This is a genomic window from Cupriavidus sp. CP313, assembly GCF_054072015.1.
Map to the genome: position 1 here is coordinate 331,411 of NZ_JBSVZB010000006.1, position 15,067 is coordinate 346,477.

Here is a 15,067-nt window from a genome sequence, read left to right on the forward strand (position 1 = left end):
CGTGCCCCGCCGCGCCAGCGCGGCAGGGGACTGCTATTCGGGCAGGCGCTAGCGCGTGCCGCGCATGCGCGGGTCCAGCAGGTCGCGCAGGGCGTCGCCGTAGATGTTGATCGCGTAGACCACGATGGTGAGGCAGATGCCTGGTGCCAGCGCCAGCCACGGACCCTGGAACATGAAGGTGCGCCCGTCGCCGGAAAGCATGCCGCCCCACGTCGGCGCGGGCGGCGGCACGCCCAGGCCCAGGAAGGACAGGCCCGATTCCGCCAGGATTGCCGTGCCGACCCGGGTGGTGAACAGCACGATCACCGGGGGCAGCACATTGGGCAGGATATGGCGCCACAGGATGCGCGTGGTGGATGCGCCCATAGACTGCGCGGCGTGGACATACATGTTCTCGCGCACCGAGACCACCGCGCTGCGCACGATGCGCGAGCCGCCGATGCCAAGCAGCAGCCCCAGCGTGCAGACGATCTGCCAGCTGCCCGGGCCAAGCACCGAGACCACCACGATCAGGATCACCAGGTCCGGGAAGCTCATCCAGGCGTCGACCATGCGCTGCACGATCAGGTCCAGCTTGCCGCCGAGGTAGCCGGTCAGGATGCCGAGCAGCACCGAGATCGCCGTGGCGAGCGTGGCCGCGCACAGGCCGATCACCACCGACAGCTGCGCGCCGTACAGGCAGCGCGACAGCATGTCGCGGCCAAGGTTGTCGGTGCCGAACGGATGCGCCCAGGAGGGCGCCTGCAGCCGTTGCAGCATGTTGATCTCGTTCATGCCGTACGGCGCCAGCAGGTCGGCAAACACGCCGCAGAACAGGAAGATGGCGCAGATGACGGCGCCGGCGGCGCCCAGCGGCTTGTCGCGGAACAGCCGACTGAGCAGCCCGCGGCCGGGCACGGCGCGCCGGGCCGGTGCGGCAGCGGCCGCGGGGGCGACGGGATTGGGGTGCAGGGCGGGCTTGGCCATCAGCGGTGCCTCACTTTCGGATCGAACAGCCCGTAGCTCAGGTCGACGAGCAGGTTGATCAGCATCACCGCGACACCCACCACCAGGAACACGCCGGTGATGACCGGATAGTCGCGCTGGTGCACGGCGTCGAGCAGCAGCAGGCCCATGCCGGGCAGCGCGAAGATCTGCTCGATGATGACCGCGCCGCCGATCAGCAGCGGCGCCTGCAGCCCGATCAGCGTCACCACCGGGATCAGCGCATTGCGCAGGGCGTGGCGCAGCACCACCAGGCGCTCGCTCAGGCCCTTGGCCCAGGCGGTGCGGATATAGTCCTGGCGCAGCACCTCGAGCATCATGGTGCGCGTCATGCGCATGGTGATGGCGGACAGCGCCATGCCCAGCACGATGGCGGGGATCAGCATGTTGCGCACATGCTGCACCGGGTCTTCATGGAAGGGCACGTAGCGAGCCTCGGGCGACCAGCCCCACCAGACCGAGGGGAACACCATCACCATGGTGCCGAGCCAGAAGCTGGGGATGGCCAGCATCAGGATGGAGAACGAGCGCGCAATGTAGTCGGCGGCGCTGTCCTGGCGGATGGCAGACAGCACGCCGATCGGCAGCGCTACCGACAGCGCCACCACCAGCGCGATCACGCCCAGCGAGAAGGTGGCGGGGATGCGCGCGGTCACCATCGACAGCACTGGCTCGCCCTGCCACAGGGACTGGCCCAGGTCGCCGCGCAGCACGATGCCGCCAACCCAGTGCACATACTGCTGCCACATCGGGCGGTCCATGCCGAGGGCGCGGACCAGGTCTTCGCGGGTGCGGGTATCGGCGCTGATGTCGTTCTGGCTCAGCATCAGGTCGACCACATCGCCCGGCACCATGCGCACGATGGTGAAGACGATCAGGCTGGCGAACAAGAGCGTGGGGACCAGCGCCAGCAGCCGGCGCAGCACGTAGGCGCTCATCGCAGCCCTCGCAGCGCTGCCTTGGCGCGGCTAGCCGAAACGGAAGATACCGGCAACACGAATCTGCATGATGCTTGGTACATGTCGTCTCCTGTCTCCCGATCCCTTTGCATCCGTCAACACAGGATTCTGCTGCAGGTGGGGAGTGATTCTTGCTATTTCGCCGGTGGCGAAACACCGTTGCGGGTGGTCTTGCGCGGCTGTGATTCCAGCATACTGATCGTTCGAAACGAAAACAACCCGATTGCCGCGCGGAAAAGCTAGTGGTTTTCCATGGCCCCGCGGCGGTGTGCGGGACGCGCGCCGGCACGCGCACGCCGGGCCCGGCTGCACGTTGCCTGCGCCAGCGCGCGCGACTAGTAGCCGCGCAGCGTCGCCCAGCGCTGCAACTGGGCGTTGGTATCGCCGAGCAGTTCCTGGGCGGTGCGTGCCCGCTTCATGAAGAAGCCGATCTCCAGCGCGTCGGTCATGCCGATGCCGCCATGCATCTGCACGCCCTCCTGCACGGCCAGGGTCGCGGTGGTGCCAGCGCGCGCCTTGGCCACGCAGACCAGGCCGGCGGCGTCGTCCGTGCCGGCATCGAGCCGCTGCTGGCACTGCAGCACGGCGGCACGGGTGATCTCGATCTCGGTGAACAGGTGCGCGGCGCGGTGCTGCAGCGCCTGGTACTCGCCGATGATGCGGCCGAACTGGCGGCGCTCCTTCAGGTAGGCAAGCGTGCGGTCGAAGGTTTCGTCGGCGATGCCGAGCAGTTCCGACGCCAGCACGGCGCGGCCCACGTCCAGCACGCGCTCCAGCATGGCGGCGCCATTGCCGGGGGTGCCCAGCACAGCGGCGGCCGGCAGCCGGACCTCGCGCAGGGTCACGCGCGCCGCATTGGTGGCGTCGGCCATGACCGTGCGCTCGATCGAGAGGCCGGCGCTGCCGGCGGGCACCAGGAAGAGCGTGATGCCGTCGCGGTCGTCGGGCGCGCCGGCGGTGCGCGCCGCCACGATCAGGGTGTCGGCGACGTGGCCATCGACGACAAAGACCTTGTCGCCATCGAGGCGGAAGCCCTCACCGTCGGCGCTTGCGCGCAGGGCATGGCGCGTGGGCCGGTGCCTGGCGCTCTCTTCCAGTGCCAGCGCGGTCAGGTGCTGGCCGGCGGCGATGGCGGGCAGCATCGCCGTGCGCTGCGCATCGCTGCCGTAGTGGGTGAGCAGCGCCGCGCCCAGCACGGCGGTGGACAGGAACGGCGAGGGCGCCAGCGTGCGCCCGATCGCTTCCATGATGACGCCGGCCTCCACCACGCCCAGGCCGCTGCCGCCATATTGCTCGGGCACCAGCACGCCGGCGAAGCCGAGTTCGGCAAATTGCTGCCACAAGGCGCGGGAGAAGCCGGTCTCGTCACGGGTATCGCGCAGCGTGCGCAGCGCGGAGATCGGGGCGGATTCGCGCAGGAAGGTCAGGGCGCTGTCGCGCAGCATTTCCTGCGTCTGGTTCAGTACGATGGGCATGGGCGGACTCGTGTCTGGGTACGGAGCAGCGGGGGGAAGCGTGCGGGGCCGGGCTCAGGCGCCAGGCAGACCGAGCAGGCGCTTGGCGACGATGTTGAGCTGGACCTCGCTGGTGCCGCCCTCGATCGAGTTCGCCTTGCTGCGCAGCCACGCGCGTGCCAGCGCGCCCTGCTGGCTGCGCTCGCTTTCCCATTCCAGCGCGTCGCTGCCGCCGATCGACACCAGCAGCTCGTAGCGGCGCTTGTTCAGTTCCGCACCGTAGTACTTGAGCACCGACGAGAACGCCGCGATGCCCTCGCCCTGGCGGGCCAGGTCGCGCACCCGCTCGCCGGCCGCGGCAAAGGCGGCCTCGTCGATCTCGAACTGGGCGATGTGCGCGCGCAGCATCGGCTCGTCGAGCCGGCCGGCGGCGTCCAGCCCGATGGTCTTTGCCGCATGCGCGCCAAGCGGCTGCCGCATGCCGCGGCTGCCGATGGCGCTGATCATCTCGCGCTCGTGGGTGAGCAGGTACTTGGCAATCTCCCAGCCGCCGTTGAGCTCGCCGAGCAGTTGTGCGCGGGGCACCGCGACATCGTCGAAGAAGGTCTCGCAGAAGGGGGATTTGCCGGAGATCAGCAGGATGGGCCGGGTCGTCACACCCGGCGTTTCCATGTCGAACAGCAGGAAGCTGATGCCGGTGTGCTTTTGCGCCGCAGCATCGGTGCGCACCAGGCAGAAGATCCAGTCGGCCTGGTCGGCATAGGACGTCCACACCTTCTGGCCGTTGACCAGGAAATGACCACCGCGGTCCTCGGCGCGGGTCTGCAGCGCGGCCAGGTCGGAACCGGCGTTGGGCTCGGAGTAGCCCTGGCACCAGCGGATCTCGCCGCGGGCGATGCGGGGCAGGTGCTCGCGCTTCTGGGCTTCGGTGCCGTACCTGAGCAGGGCGGGGCCAAGCATCGAGATGCCGAAACTCTGCAGCGGCACTCGGCAGCCGAGCCGGCCCATTTCCTCGCGCAGCACCTTGGCCTGCTCGCGCGCCAGGCCGGCGCCGCCGTATTCCGTGGGCCATTCGGGCACGGTCCAGCCCTTGTCGGCCATGCGGCCAAGCCACTGGCGCTGGGCCTCGGACTGGAAGCGGAACCTGCGCCCGCCCCAGCAGATGTCGTCTTCGTTGCGCACCGGCTGCCGCATCTCGGCCGGGCAATTCTGCTCCAGCCAGGCGCGCGCCTGCTGCCGGAAGGTCTCCAACTCGTCCACGCGTGTCTCCTTGTTCTCGGGGGCCTGTCGCTGGACGCCTCTTTCTCTGGCGCGCTGCCGGTGAGGTCGCCCGCACCTGGCTGGTCCGTTCTGTGGCGGACCGGCCAGGCGGCGTATCCCGTTATACAAGTCGCACCTGGCAGCGTCAATACTCAATTACCTAAAACGGATGCCGGGGTGCCATGGCCAGGTGTGCCATGGCCCGCATTGCAGAACCATGGGGCATGTCACTATTCCTGTATGAGCAAGAAATATCCGAGAAATTGCCGGATAAATTGGCGTAAGTGCCCATCGGCAGCGCGCTCAGGCGTTGAGGTGTTTCCTGTGATAGCATCCATTCAAAACATACCGCTATCACTAAAACAGCGGAAAGCACAGAGAGACATGAGCCGTGCCCGTCGTCATGCCTTCGCTCGGTGAGCGAACCGTTTCGTATCCCGGTGCCCGCGCGCCGGACTGCGTGCGCTGGCTGGAATCGGGCGGCACAGGTCCCGGCGCATGACAGGCGCACGGACCCCCGAGCGGGTAGCCGGCCCCGACGAGGGACCTGACCTGAGCGCGCATGAACAGGCTGAGCGGTGCTATCTCCAGCATGTCGACCAGCATCTGCCGCGCAACGCCCGCGCGTACCTGGCGCACGGCATGCTGGGCATGACCGGGTTCCGGCTGGTGACAGCGCCCACCTTCGTGCCGGCCTACCTGTACCTGCTGTCCGGTTCCAAGCTGACCGTCGGCATCGTGCTGTCCGCGCAATATGCGGGCATGGCCGCGTCGTCGATCTGGGGCGCCACGCTGATCGAGCACCGCCCGCGCGTGATGCCGCTGATCTACCTGGTGGGCTGGCTGGTGCGCGCGCAGATCCTGGGGCTGGCGCTGTCGGCGCTGTGGCTGTCGGGCGAGGCGGCGCTGGTCGCGGCGGGCCTCTTCCTGCTGCTGTTCGGGCTGCTCAACGGCGTGCAGAACGTCAGCTTCAACTACCTGACCTCCAAGATCATCCCGCTGGCGCGCCGCGGCCGGCTGACCGCGCTGCGCAATTTCTGCGGCGGGCTCACCGCGGCCGCGGTGGCGTGGCTGGGCGGGCGCTACCTGGTGGGCAACCAGGTGCTGGGCAACGGCTATGCCGCCACCTTCCTGGCGGCCTTCGTGCTGACCAGCATCGGCATTTCAGCGCTCACGCAGATGCGCGAGCCGACCCTGCACGACGTGCGCCTGCCGGCGGGCTTCCTGCGCCGCCTGGCCGAGGTGCCGGCGCTGCTGCGCGCGGATCGCGATTTCGTGCGCTTCTTCGTGGCGCGTGCGCTGGTGGCGTTCGGCATGATGGCGATGCCGTTCTATGCGATCTATGCCGGCACTCATATCGACCTGTCCGGCGCGGTGCTGGGCTACATGAGCCTGGCCTACCTGCTGGCGCAGACCACCAGCAGCCTGGCCTGGGGCCGCATCGCCGACCGCCACGGCTACCGGCTGGTATTCCTGGCCAGCATCGCGCTGTGGGTGGCGGCAACGCTGCTGCTCTTGTGCGGCACCACGCTGCCCGGCTTCCTGCTGGCCTTCTGTGGGCTGGGGGCCGCCTTTGGCGGCTTCTTCATCTCCGCGGACAACCTCGTCATGGAGTTCGGCAGCCGCAAGGACCGGCCCATGCTGCTGGCGGTGTCCGATACCGCCACCTACGCGATGATGGCCATCGGCCCGGTCTGCGGCGGCCTGCTGGCCCAGGGCGTGCGCTTCTGGGTCGTGTTCGCGCTGGCCATCCTGGTCAAGTGCGCCGCCTTCGTACTGGCCCTGCGCATTGTCGACCCGCGCCGGCGCAGGGCGGCGCTTGAGCATCCGCCGGGCCTGCACCGGCACCCCACACCGATTCAATCCAGGAGAACCGATCCATGACCGCCATCAACGCCGTGACCGACCTCACGGTGGACGCCGACATCGCCGTCCTGACCCTTGACTCGCCCCCCGTCAATGCACTGTCCGCCGCCGTGCGCAGCGGCATCCGCGACGGCATGGCGCGCGCGCTCGCCGACGATGCCGTCAAGGCCGTGGTGCTGATCTGCGCCGGCAAGACCTTTGTCGCGGGCGCGGACATTACCGAGTTTGGCAAGCCGCCGGCGGGCCCGTCGCTGGCAGAGGTGCAGGCCATGATCGAGGACGCGCCCAAGCCAGTGGTGGCCGCCATCCACGGCACCGCGCTCGGCGGCGGGCTGGAGCTGGCGCTGGTGTGCCACTACCGCATCGCCACGCGCTCGGCAAAGTGCGGGCTGCCGGAAGTCAATCTCGGTCTGCTGCCGGGGGCGGGCGGCACCCAGCGGCTGCCGCGTATCGTGGGCGCGGAAAAGGCGCTGGAGATGGTCACGTCGGGCGCGCATGTGGCGGCCAGCGCCGCGGCGGAGATGGGTCTGGTCGACCTGCTGACCGACGACGCCTCGTTGCGTGCCGACGCGGTGGCGTTCGCGCGCAAGGTGGTGGCCGGGAAGCGGCCCCTGCGCAAGGTGCGCGAATCCGATGACAAGGTGGCGGCCGCGCGCGGCAAGCCGGAACTGTTCGCTGCCTTCCGCAAGGCCAATGCGCGGCGCTTTCGCGGCTTCGATGCGCCCGAATTCAATATCCGCTGCATCGAGGCGGCGGTGGAGCTGCCCTTCGAAGCCGGCCTGAAGCGCGAGCGCGAACTGTTCACCGAATTGCTCAACGGCACGCAGTCGGCGGCACAGCGCTACTACTTCTTTGCCTCGCGCCAGGTATGGAACGTGCCGGATGTGGGACCCGACACGCCCGCGCTTGCGGTCAAGCGCATCGGCATCGTCGGCGCCGGCACCATGGGCGGCGGCATCGCCATGAACTTCCTCAACGCCGGCTACCCCGTGACCATCGTCGAGACCTCGCAGCAGGCGCTCGACCGCGGCCTGAAGACGATCCGGGGCAACTACGACAACACCGCGCGCAAGGGCCGGCTCAGTGCGGCCGATGTCGAGGCCCGCATGGCGCTGCTCACGCCCACGCTGGACCTGCAGCAGCTGGCCGATGCCGACCTGATCATCGAGGCCGTGTTCGAGAACATGGAGGTCAAGCAAGAGCTGTTCGGCAAGCTGGACCGGATCGCCAGGCCGGGTGCCATCCTGGCCACCAATACCTCGGCGCTGGACGTGAACGTGATCGCGGCCTCTACCTCGCGCCCGGAGGCGGTCATCGGCCTGCATTTTTTCTCGCCCGCCAACGTGATGAAGCTGCTGGAAGTGGTGCGCGGCGACAAGACGGCAAAGCCGGTGATCCGCACCGCGATGGAACTCGCGCGTAAGATCGGCAAGGTCGCGGCGCTGGTCGGGGTGTGCCCGGGTTTTGTCGGCAACCGCATGCTGGCCCAGCGCCAGCGCGAGGCCCAGAAGCTGGTGCTGGACGGGGCGCTGCCGTGGGACGTGGACCGCGTGCTGTACGACTTCGGCTTTCCGATGGGCCCCTTCGCCATGAGCGATCTCGCCGGGCTTGATCTCGGCTGGGTGCGCGAGAAGTCCAGCGGCTCGACGCTGCGTGAAGTGCTGTGCGAGATGGACCGCCGCGGGCAGAAGGCCGGCGCCGGCTACTACGACTACGACGAACAGCGCAACGCGAAGCCGTCGCCGGTGGTCGAGCAGGTCATTCGCGACTTCGCCGCGAAACAGGGCAGGACCGGCCGCGTGGTGTCGGAGCAGGAGATCCTGGAGCGCTGCATCTATCCGATGATCAACGAAGGCGCGAAGATCCTGCAGGAAGGCAAGGCGATACGCGCCTCGGACATCGACGTGATCTGGGTGAACGGCTACGGCTGGCCGGTGTATCGCGGCGGCCCGATGTGCTATGCCGACACCATCGGCCTGGACAAGGTGCTGGCGGCGATGCGGCGCTACGAGGCGCTGTATGGCGCGGACTTCGCGCCGGCGCCGCTGCTGGAGGAACTGGTGGCGCAGGGCCGCAAGTTTGCGGACCTCAAATAGAGGGCGCCGGGGGGGAGTCCCCCGGCGCGGCGGGCGAACTCAGTCGGCCTGGATGCCGAACTCCTTGACCACCTTGGTATAGCGGGCCGTGTCGGCGGCGATCAGCTTCGACAGCACCGCCGGCTCGCCGCCCGAAGGCGTGACCGCGATGGTGGCCATGCGCGCCACCACGTCGGGCATCTTCAGGATCTCATTGACGTGCGTGTTGAGCGTGCGCACCAGGTCGGCCGGCATGCCCTTGGGCCCGAGCAGGGCCTGCCAGGCGCCGATCTCCACGTCCTTGTAGCCCAGCTCGGCCAGCGTCGGCACGTTGGGCGCGAACGGCGAGCGCTTCTGGTCAGCCACTGCCAGCGGCACCAGGCTGCCGTTGCCGACGTACTGCGAGATCGCGCCGTAGGTGATGTAGGTCACCGGCACCTGCCCGCCGATCACGTCGACGATGGCGGGCGCCAGGCCGCGGTAGGGCACCTGGCTGATCTTGATGCCGGCTGACTTGTTGAACAGTTCGCCCATGATGTGCATCGGCGAGCCATTGCCGGGCGTGGCATAGGTTTCCACCTTGCCGGCCTTGGCGCGCGCCACCAGCTCGCTGACCTTGGTGATGCCGCTGCCCTTGTTGACGACCACGAACAGCGACTGCGTGCCGATCTGGCTGATGGGCGTGAGGTCGTGCTGCACGTCATAGCTGGCGCCGGTGCCGGCCTTGAGCACCAGCGGCGCGATAGCAACGGTGTTGGGGGCCAGCAGTAGGGTGTAGCCGTCCGGGTTGGCGCGCGCCACGTAGGCGCTGCCGATGGTGCCGGCGGCGCCGGTGCGATTTTCTACCACCACCGACTGCTTCAGGCGCGGCGCGAGCTTTTCCGCGAACATGCGCGCCAGCACGTCGACGTCGCCGCCGGCCGGATAGGCCACAACGATGGTGATGGGCTTGTTCGGGTATGCGCCCTGGGCCAGGGCAGTGCCGGTGATGGCGACCAGCGCGGTCGCGGCGGCCAGCGTGGCGAGTACTTTGCGGCGTACGGACTTCATGATGTTCAGACCTCTGTAAGACGTGGCGCCCGGACGGGCCGGGGGCCAATGGCTGTGTTGGCGCCCGGCGCGTTGCTTGCGCCGGACGGTACCGCCGGGGGGCGCGGAGGAAATCAGAAAACGTGCTTGATGCCGATCATCGAGCCCCACTGGTTCTCGCCCGGGCGCGGGTTCGAGCCAGGCGAGCCGCCGCTGACCGACATGGCCAGCTGGCCGCCGTTGTTGATAAAGCCGGCGGTGGCGTACGCCGAGGTGCGCTTGCTGAAGCTGTACATCGCGCGCAGCGTATAAAGCATGGCCTGGTTGTCGCTGCCGTGGTAGTTCAGGAAGTAGACCTGGCCCGCCAGGTTGACCGCGGGGGTGATGTCGTAGGACGCGCCGGCGTAGTACAGGTCGCTGATCGGCGTGGGGCTGCCCTCGTTGTCGCGGCGGATCCAGCCGGCGCCGATCTTGGCGCGCTGGAACAGCATGTAGCCGCCCAGCGACAGGCGGTCGTCCGTCAGGTTGCTGTTGGTCAGGCCGCCGAAGGCGCCCGGGCCGCCGCGCTGCGAGTCATACGCGGCGGTGACGCCCCAGGTCTTGTTGTCGTAGCCGAGCATTGCCGACCACTCGCGGCACGCCTTCTTGTCGGCGGCGTTCTCGCCGGCGCAGTTGGTGCCCGAGGGGCTGGGGCCGGCGTTGACCGCATCGCGCCCGAAGCTGTAGGTGGCGCCCACCACGAAGCCGCTGAAGTTGGCCTTGTACGACACCGCGTTGTCGGCGCGCGTATTGGGCAGGTAGCTGTCGAGCGAGCCCGAGCCGTACACATTGGGCCCCAGGACATCGCTGTCGAGCGTGGCCCAGAACAGCATGGTGTACTGGCGGCCGAACGACAGCTGCCCGTACTGGTTGGTCAGCCCGACCAGCGCCTGGCGCCCGAACAAGCGGCCGCCCTGGTTGGAGGTGCCCGAATCCGGCGAGAAGCCCGACTCCAGCACGAAGATGCTCTTCAGGCCGCCGCCCAGGTCTTCAGTGCCGCGGATGCCCCAGCGCGAGGGCACGGTGGCGGTCAGGTTGGGCATGCGCACCAGGCCGTCGCCGTTGGCGCCGACATTGCTCACATACTCGACGCCCGTGTCGATGACCCCGTACAGGGTGACCGAAGATTGTGCCGAGGCCAGCAGGGGGAAAGCCGCGGCCAGGCCTGCGGCGATTCGTGCAAGTTTCATCTACCAGTTTCCTTCCGGTTTCCGTTTTGTCGTCTTGTCGTCCGCAGCCACTGCGGATGGCGGCCGCGAATGTTGTTTCGGTCTCTTTTGTGTTTTATATATGAAACATCAAACAACATAAGAAACGTCAGGCAAAATATAGCTGTGAGTTTCCACAAGATGTGAGGAGGGTTATCCCTAGTGAGGCGGCCTCACGACGGCTAACGCCGGCTCTGCGCGGAGGTCTTCGATCTTTTTATCGTTAACCCTCATCCCAGCTGCGCCCCGACACGCCTATGCTTCAAAAGTTTTATTCTCAAACCTAAGTTTTATATATGGAACAAAATCAGCCCCATATGCCAGCCGAGCCAGACCGGCAGTTGCTGGAAGCCCTGGACAGCGGGTTTGCCCAGCGCGCGGTGCAGGTGGGCGCGGGCGGCGAGCGCGTGGCCTACCGCTGCGGGGGGGGCAAGGGCCCGGCGGTCGTGCTGCTGCACGGCATCAGTTCCGGCGCCGCGTCGTGGCTGCCGTGCGCGAGCCTGCTGGCCGCGCACGCGCAGGTGATCGCCTGGGATGCGCCGGGCTATGGCGATTCGTCGCCGCTGGCGCAGGCGCGGCCATTGGCGTCTGACTATGCGCAGCGGCTGGACGGACTGCTGCAGGCGCTGGGCGTGCAGCCGGCGCTGATCGTCGGGCATTCGCTGGGCGCGCTGATGGCGGCGGCCTATGTCGCCAACGCACGACAGCTGCCTGCGCGCCTGCTGTTGCTCAGCGTGGCGCAAGGCTACGGCGGCGCGGGGAGGGAAGCCGAGGCAAGGGAGGTTGCGCGCCAGCGGCTGGAGGCGCTGGAATCCCTGGGCGTCGATGGCCTGGCGCAACGCGGGCCGGCCCGGCTGCTGAGCGAGGAGGCCGACCCCGGCGCCCAGGCATGGGTGCGCTGGAACATGCAGCGGCTGAACCCGGACGGCTACCGGCAGGCGGTGGCGATGCTGTGCGGCGACGACATCCACGCCTACCTGGCGCGGCGCCCGGACGCCCTGCCCACGCAGATCGCCTGCGGCAGCCGCGATGTCGTCACCACGCCGCCAGCCTGCAGCACGCTGGCCGAACGCTTCGGCCTGCCGTTCTCGCTGATCCCGGATGCCGGCCATGCCTGCTATATCGACCAGGCCGCCGCCACCGCGCGGCTGATCCGCTCGGTGCTGGACGACATTATCTGAAGCCACCGCGGCGGCGCCTGCCGCCGCATCCCACGCGGTGGCGCGCACCTTGCGCCACCCCTTCCAGATTTCGTAGTGCTGATAGCGGGTTAACCCCAGTCAATTTTTGCGACCGCGTTGTCTATAGTCGTACCTGTGTTCAATATCTAAACCAGTGTTTCATTAGTAAAACGTAGCCAGGCGATCGCGAGACCGGTCGACGAGGCACGCGGAACACGGTCCCCCCGCTGCAAGACATGGAGCAAAGCGCAATGGAAAGCCTCTCGTACAACCCGAACCTGGTGCCCTGGGAGCGTCCGGCGCCGAACAACGTGGCAGGCAAGGGCCATATCGAGCAACCCGGCAAGGTCGCCAACATCGTCTGGCAGACCCGCGCCGCCGCACCGACCGCCTATGAGAACGCGCTGGGCGATGCCCTCGAAGCCGCGTTCGAAGGCGGCGCGCAGAACCCGCAGGACATCGTGCGCGCCTTCAATGACGCCGGCTTCCTGGGCGTGGACGGCCAGCCCTGGACCGAAGAGCGCTTCCTGTCCGAAATGCGCCGGCTGGGTGCCTGAGCCCGCCCCAGTCCAAGTCCAGCCTCGAAGCGAGAAAACCATGGAATCGAACAAGCAAGCCCGCACCGAAGCCCGCCTGAACACCGGCCTGCGCAACTACTGGTACCCGGTCGCCGCCTCGTGGGCGGTGTCCCATGCCCCGATCGGCATCACCCGCCTGAGCCAGAACATCGTGCTGTGGCGCGACGGCGCCGGCCAGGTCCACGCCCTGGAAGACCGCTGCCCGCACCGCGGCGCACGCCTGTCGATGGGCTGGAACCTGGGCGACCGCGTTGCCTGCTGGTACCACGGCGTCGAGGTCGGCGGCGACGGCCAGGTCAAGAGCGTGCCGGCGGTGGAAAGCTGCCCGCTGGAAGGCCGCACCTGCGTGCGCAGCTACCCGGTGCAGGAGAAGGCCGGCGCCATCTTCCTGTGGTTCGGCGACCAGGCCCCGCAAGGCGAGGGCAGCCCCGACGAACTGCGCCTGCCGGAAGAGCTGGTCAGCGACGAGCACAGCAACTTCCTGTGCGTGGCGCACTGGGACTGCAACTACCGCTACGCCATCGACAACGTGATGGACCCGATGCACGGTGCCTACCTGCATGCGGTGTCGCACTCGATGGCCAGCGGCGAGAAGTCCGCCGTGATGCAGATCCGCGAGACCGAGCATGGTCTGGTGTTCGAGAAGACCGGCCAGCGCGGCGTCAATTTCGACTGGGTCGAATTTGGCGAGACCGGCACGCTGTGGCTGCGCCTGGCGATTCCGTACCGCGCCAAGGTTGGCCCGGGCGGCCCGTTCGGCATCGTCGGCACGGCCACGCCGGTGGATGACGACCACTGCATGGTGTTCTTCTGGCGTACCCGCCACGTGCAGGGCTGGGAGCGCGACGTGTGGCGCTTCCTGTATCGCAACCGCCTGGAGCAGCTGCACTGGGACGTGCTGGAGCAGGACCGCGTGGTGCTGGAAATGATGGCCCCGAACGCGCGCGACCACGAGATGCTGTACCAGCACGACGCCGGCATTACCCGCGTGCGCCGCCTGCTCAAGCGCCGCGCCGAGCAGGAAGTGGCCGACGAGCCCGTCGCCATGCTGCAACCCGCCGGAGCCGCCAGCCATGCCTGAGGCAAACACCAACAACACGTTGCTGGCCGGGCGCAAGGTGCTGGTCACCGGCGCCGCGCGCGGACTGGGCCTGGCCTTCGTCAAGTCGCTGGCCGAAGCCGGCGCCACCGTGGCCATGGCCGACATCCTGGCCGAGCGCCTGCAGCAGGAAGCCGACGCCCTGCGCGCCCGCGGCCTGAAGGTGGTGCCGGTCACGCTGGACCTGTCCGATCCGGCCTCGGTGCAGGCTTGCGCCGAGGCCGCGGTCAAGGCGCTGGGCGGGCTCGACGGCCTGGTCAACAACGCCGCGGTGACGGATTCCGGCGGCCGTGACGCCGCCGCCATCGACATCGCCACCTGGGACCGCGTGATGAACGTCAACGTGCGCGGCACCTGGCTGATGACCACCGCCTGCCTGCCGGCGCTGCGCGCCAGCGGCCGCGGCGCCATCGTCAACCTGGCGTCTGACACGCCGCTGTGGGGCGCGCCCAACCTGCTGGCCTACGTGGCGAGCAAGAGCGCCATCATCGGCATGACCCGGTCGCTGGCGCGTGAACTGGGCAAGGACCAGATCACGGTGAACGCCGTGGCCCCGGGCCTGACGCTGGTGGAAGCCACCGAATACGTGCCGCAGCACCGGCACGACCTGTACCGCGAGCAGCGCGCGATCACGCGCGAGCAACTGCCCGACGATGTTTGCGGCGCGGTGCTGTTTGCGCTGTCCGACCTCGCCCGTTTCGTGACCGGCCAGACGCTGGCGGTCAACGGCGGCTTTGTCATGCATTGATCCAACCGATCCACTGAAAACAGAAGGAATCCAAATGAGCGATCTTTCTCAACCACAAAACATCAAGCGTTCCTGGGACCAGCCGGAGGACGCCTCGTTCGACCAGTGGATGGAAAGCCGCGTGGCGCGCTTCTCCACGCGCAAGTACGACTGGGACGCGCTGAAGTTCCAGGCCGACTACGACCCCAAGTACCGCCGCGCGCAGATGCGCTACCTGGGCACCGGCGGCACCGGCGTGGCCGCCGACACCAACACCGTGCCGAGCGAGCATTTCACCTTCTCCACGATGATCATCCCGGCCGGCCATGAAGGCCCGTCGCATATCCACACCGACGTGGAAGAGGTGTTCTTCATCCTGCGCGGCAAAGTCAAGCTGATCCTGGAAAAGGACGGCGAGCGCTTCGAGACCATCCTGACCGACCGCGACCTGGTCTCGGTGCCGCCGGGCGTCTACCGCGAGGAAATCAACATCGGCGAGGAAGACGCGCTGATGTGCGTGATGCTGGGTGCCAGGAAGCCGATCACGCCGACCTACCCGCCCGAGCACCCGCTGACGAAGATCAAGCGCTGATGCCGGCGAACGTCCG

General features: G+C 68.0%; 13 protein-coding genes. 7 read left to right on the forward strand and 6 right to left on the reverse strand.

The window, feature by feature from the left end:
- Nucleotides 1-48: 48 nt before the first annotated feature.
- The 4 genes from ACW4E8_RS11935 to ACW4E8_RS11950 form a co-directional block, all read right to left on the reverse strand.
- The gene (locus ACW4E8_RS11935) at nucleotides 49-966 is read right to left on the reverse strand and encodes an ABC transporter permease (protein WP_456804701.1); all 918 of its coding nucleotides are present in this window, start codon (nucleotides 964-966) and stop codon (nucleotides 49-51) included.
- Nucleotides 966-1,922: an ABC transporter permease gene (locus ACW4E8_RS11940; protein ID WP_035825039.1), complete on the reverse strand. Its 957-nt coding sequence runs from the start codon at nucleotides 1,920-1,922 to the stop codon at nucleotides 966-968. The genes ACW4E8_RS11935 and ACW4E8_RS11940 overlap by 1 nt, the downstream gene beginning before the upstream one ends.
- A 356-nt stretch (nucleotides 1,923-2,278) precedes the next feature.
- Entirely contained in the window at nucleotides 2,279-3,418 is a 1,140-nt protein-coding gene (locus ACW4E8_RS11945) for an acyl-CoA dehydrogenase family protein (protein ID WP_456804702.1), read from the reverse strand.
- 54 nt (nucleotides 3,419-3,472) lie between these two features.
- Nucleotides 3,473-4,657 (reverse strand): acyl-CoA dehydrogenase family protein, encoded by a 1,185-nt coding sequence (locus ACW4E8_RS11950; RefSeq protein WP_456804703.1) that lies wholly within the window; start codon nucleotides 4,655-4,657, stop codon nucleotides 3,473-3,475.
- Between the two features lie 498 nt (nucleotides 4,658-5,155).
- Between ACW4E8_RS11950 and ACW4E8_RS11955 the strand changes: the two genes are divergently transcribed.
- Both ACW4E8_RS11955 and ACW4E8_RS11960 read left to right on the forward strand, forming a co-directional pair.
- Nucleotides 5,156-6,541 (forward strand): MFS transporter, encoded by a 1,386-nt coding sequence (locus tag ACW4E8_RS11955; RefSeq protein ID WP_456804704.1) that lies wholly within the window; start codon nucleotides 5,156-5,158, stop codon nucleotides 6,539-6,541.
- Nucleotides 6,538-8,619 carry a 3-hydroxyacyl-CoA dehydrogenase NAD-binding domain-containing protein gene (locus ACW4E8_RS11960; RefSeq protein WP_456804705.1) on the forward strand — a complete coding sequence of 694 codons (2,082 nt, stop codon included), beginning with the start codon at nucleotides 6,538-6,540 and terminating at the stop codon, nucleotides 8,617-8,619. The genes ACW4E8_RS11955 and ACW4E8_RS11960 overlap by 4 nt, the downstream gene beginning before the upstream one ends.
- A 39-nt stretch (nucleotides 8,620-8,658) precedes the next feature.
- Here ACW4E8_RS11960 and ACW4E8_RS11965 read toward each other — a convergent pair whose 3' ends face one another.
- Together ACW4E8_RS11965 and ACW4E8_RS11970 are read right to left on the reverse strand one after the other, a co-directional pair.
- The gene (locus tag ACW4E8_RS11965) at nucleotides 8,659-9,648 is read right to left on the reverse strand and encodes a Bug family tripartite tricarboxylate transporter substrate binding protein (RefSeq protein WP_456804706.1); all 990 of its coding nucleotides are present in this window, start codon (nucleotides 9,646-9,648) and stop codon (nucleotides 8,659-8,661) included.
- A gap of 113 nt (nucleotides 9,649-9,761) precedes the next feature.
- Nucleotides 9,762-10,856 carry a porin gene (locus ACW4E8_RS11970; RefSeq protein ID WP_456804707.1) on the reverse strand — a complete coding sequence of 365 codons (1,095 nt, stop codon included), beginning with the start codon at nucleotides 10,854-10,856 and terminating at the stop codon, nucleotides 9,762-9,764.
- Nucleotides 10,857-11,170: 314 nt separating this feature from the next.
- Between ACW4E8_RS11970 and ACW4E8_RS11975 the strand changes: the two genes are divergently transcribed.
- The 5 genes from ACW4E8_RS11975 (at nucleotide 11,171) to ACW4E8_RS11995 (ending at nucleotide 15,051) form a co-directional block, all read left to right on the forward strand.
- Complete coding sequence (locus ACW4E8_RS11975; protein ID WP_456804708.1) at nucleotides 11,171-12,055, forward strand: alpha/beta fold hydrolase; 885 nt, start codon at nucleotides 11,171-11,173, stop codon at nucleotides 12,053-12,055.
- Between the two features lie 251 nt (nucleotides 12,056-12,306).
- On the forward strand, nucleotides 12,307-12,612 hold the full coding sequence (locus ACW4E8_RS11980; protein WP_010811689.1) for a recombinase-like helix-turn-helix domain-containing protein: 306 nt from the start codon (nucleotides 12,307-12,309) through the stop codon (nucleotides 12,610-12,612).
- 40 nt (nucleotides 12,613-12,652) lie between these two features.
- A complete protein-coding gene (locus tag ACW4E8_RS11985) occupies nucleotides 12,653-13,714 on the forward strand; it encodes an aromatic ring-hydroxylating dioxygenase subunit alpha (RefSeq protein WP_456804709.1) in 1,062 nt (353 codons plus the stop codon).
- The gene (locus ACW4E8_RS11990; protein ID WP_456804710.1) at nucleotides 13,707-14,480 is read left to right on the forward strand and encodes an SDR family oxidoreductase; all 774 of its coding nucleotides are present in this window, start codon (nucleotides 13,707-13,709) and stop codon (nucleotides 14,478-14,480) included. Before ACW4E8_RS11985 ends, ACW4E8_RS11990 begins: the two co-directional genes overlap by 8 nt.
- A 34-nt stretch (nucleotides 14,481-14,514) precedes the next feature.
- Nucleotides 14,515-15,051: a cupin domain-containing protein gene (locus ACW4E8_RS11995; protein ID WP_456804711.1), complete on the forward strand. Its 537-nt coding sequence runs from the start codon at nucleotides 14,515-14,517 to the stop codon at nucleotides 15,049-15,051.
- Nucleotides 15,052-15,067: the final 16 nt, after the last annotated feature.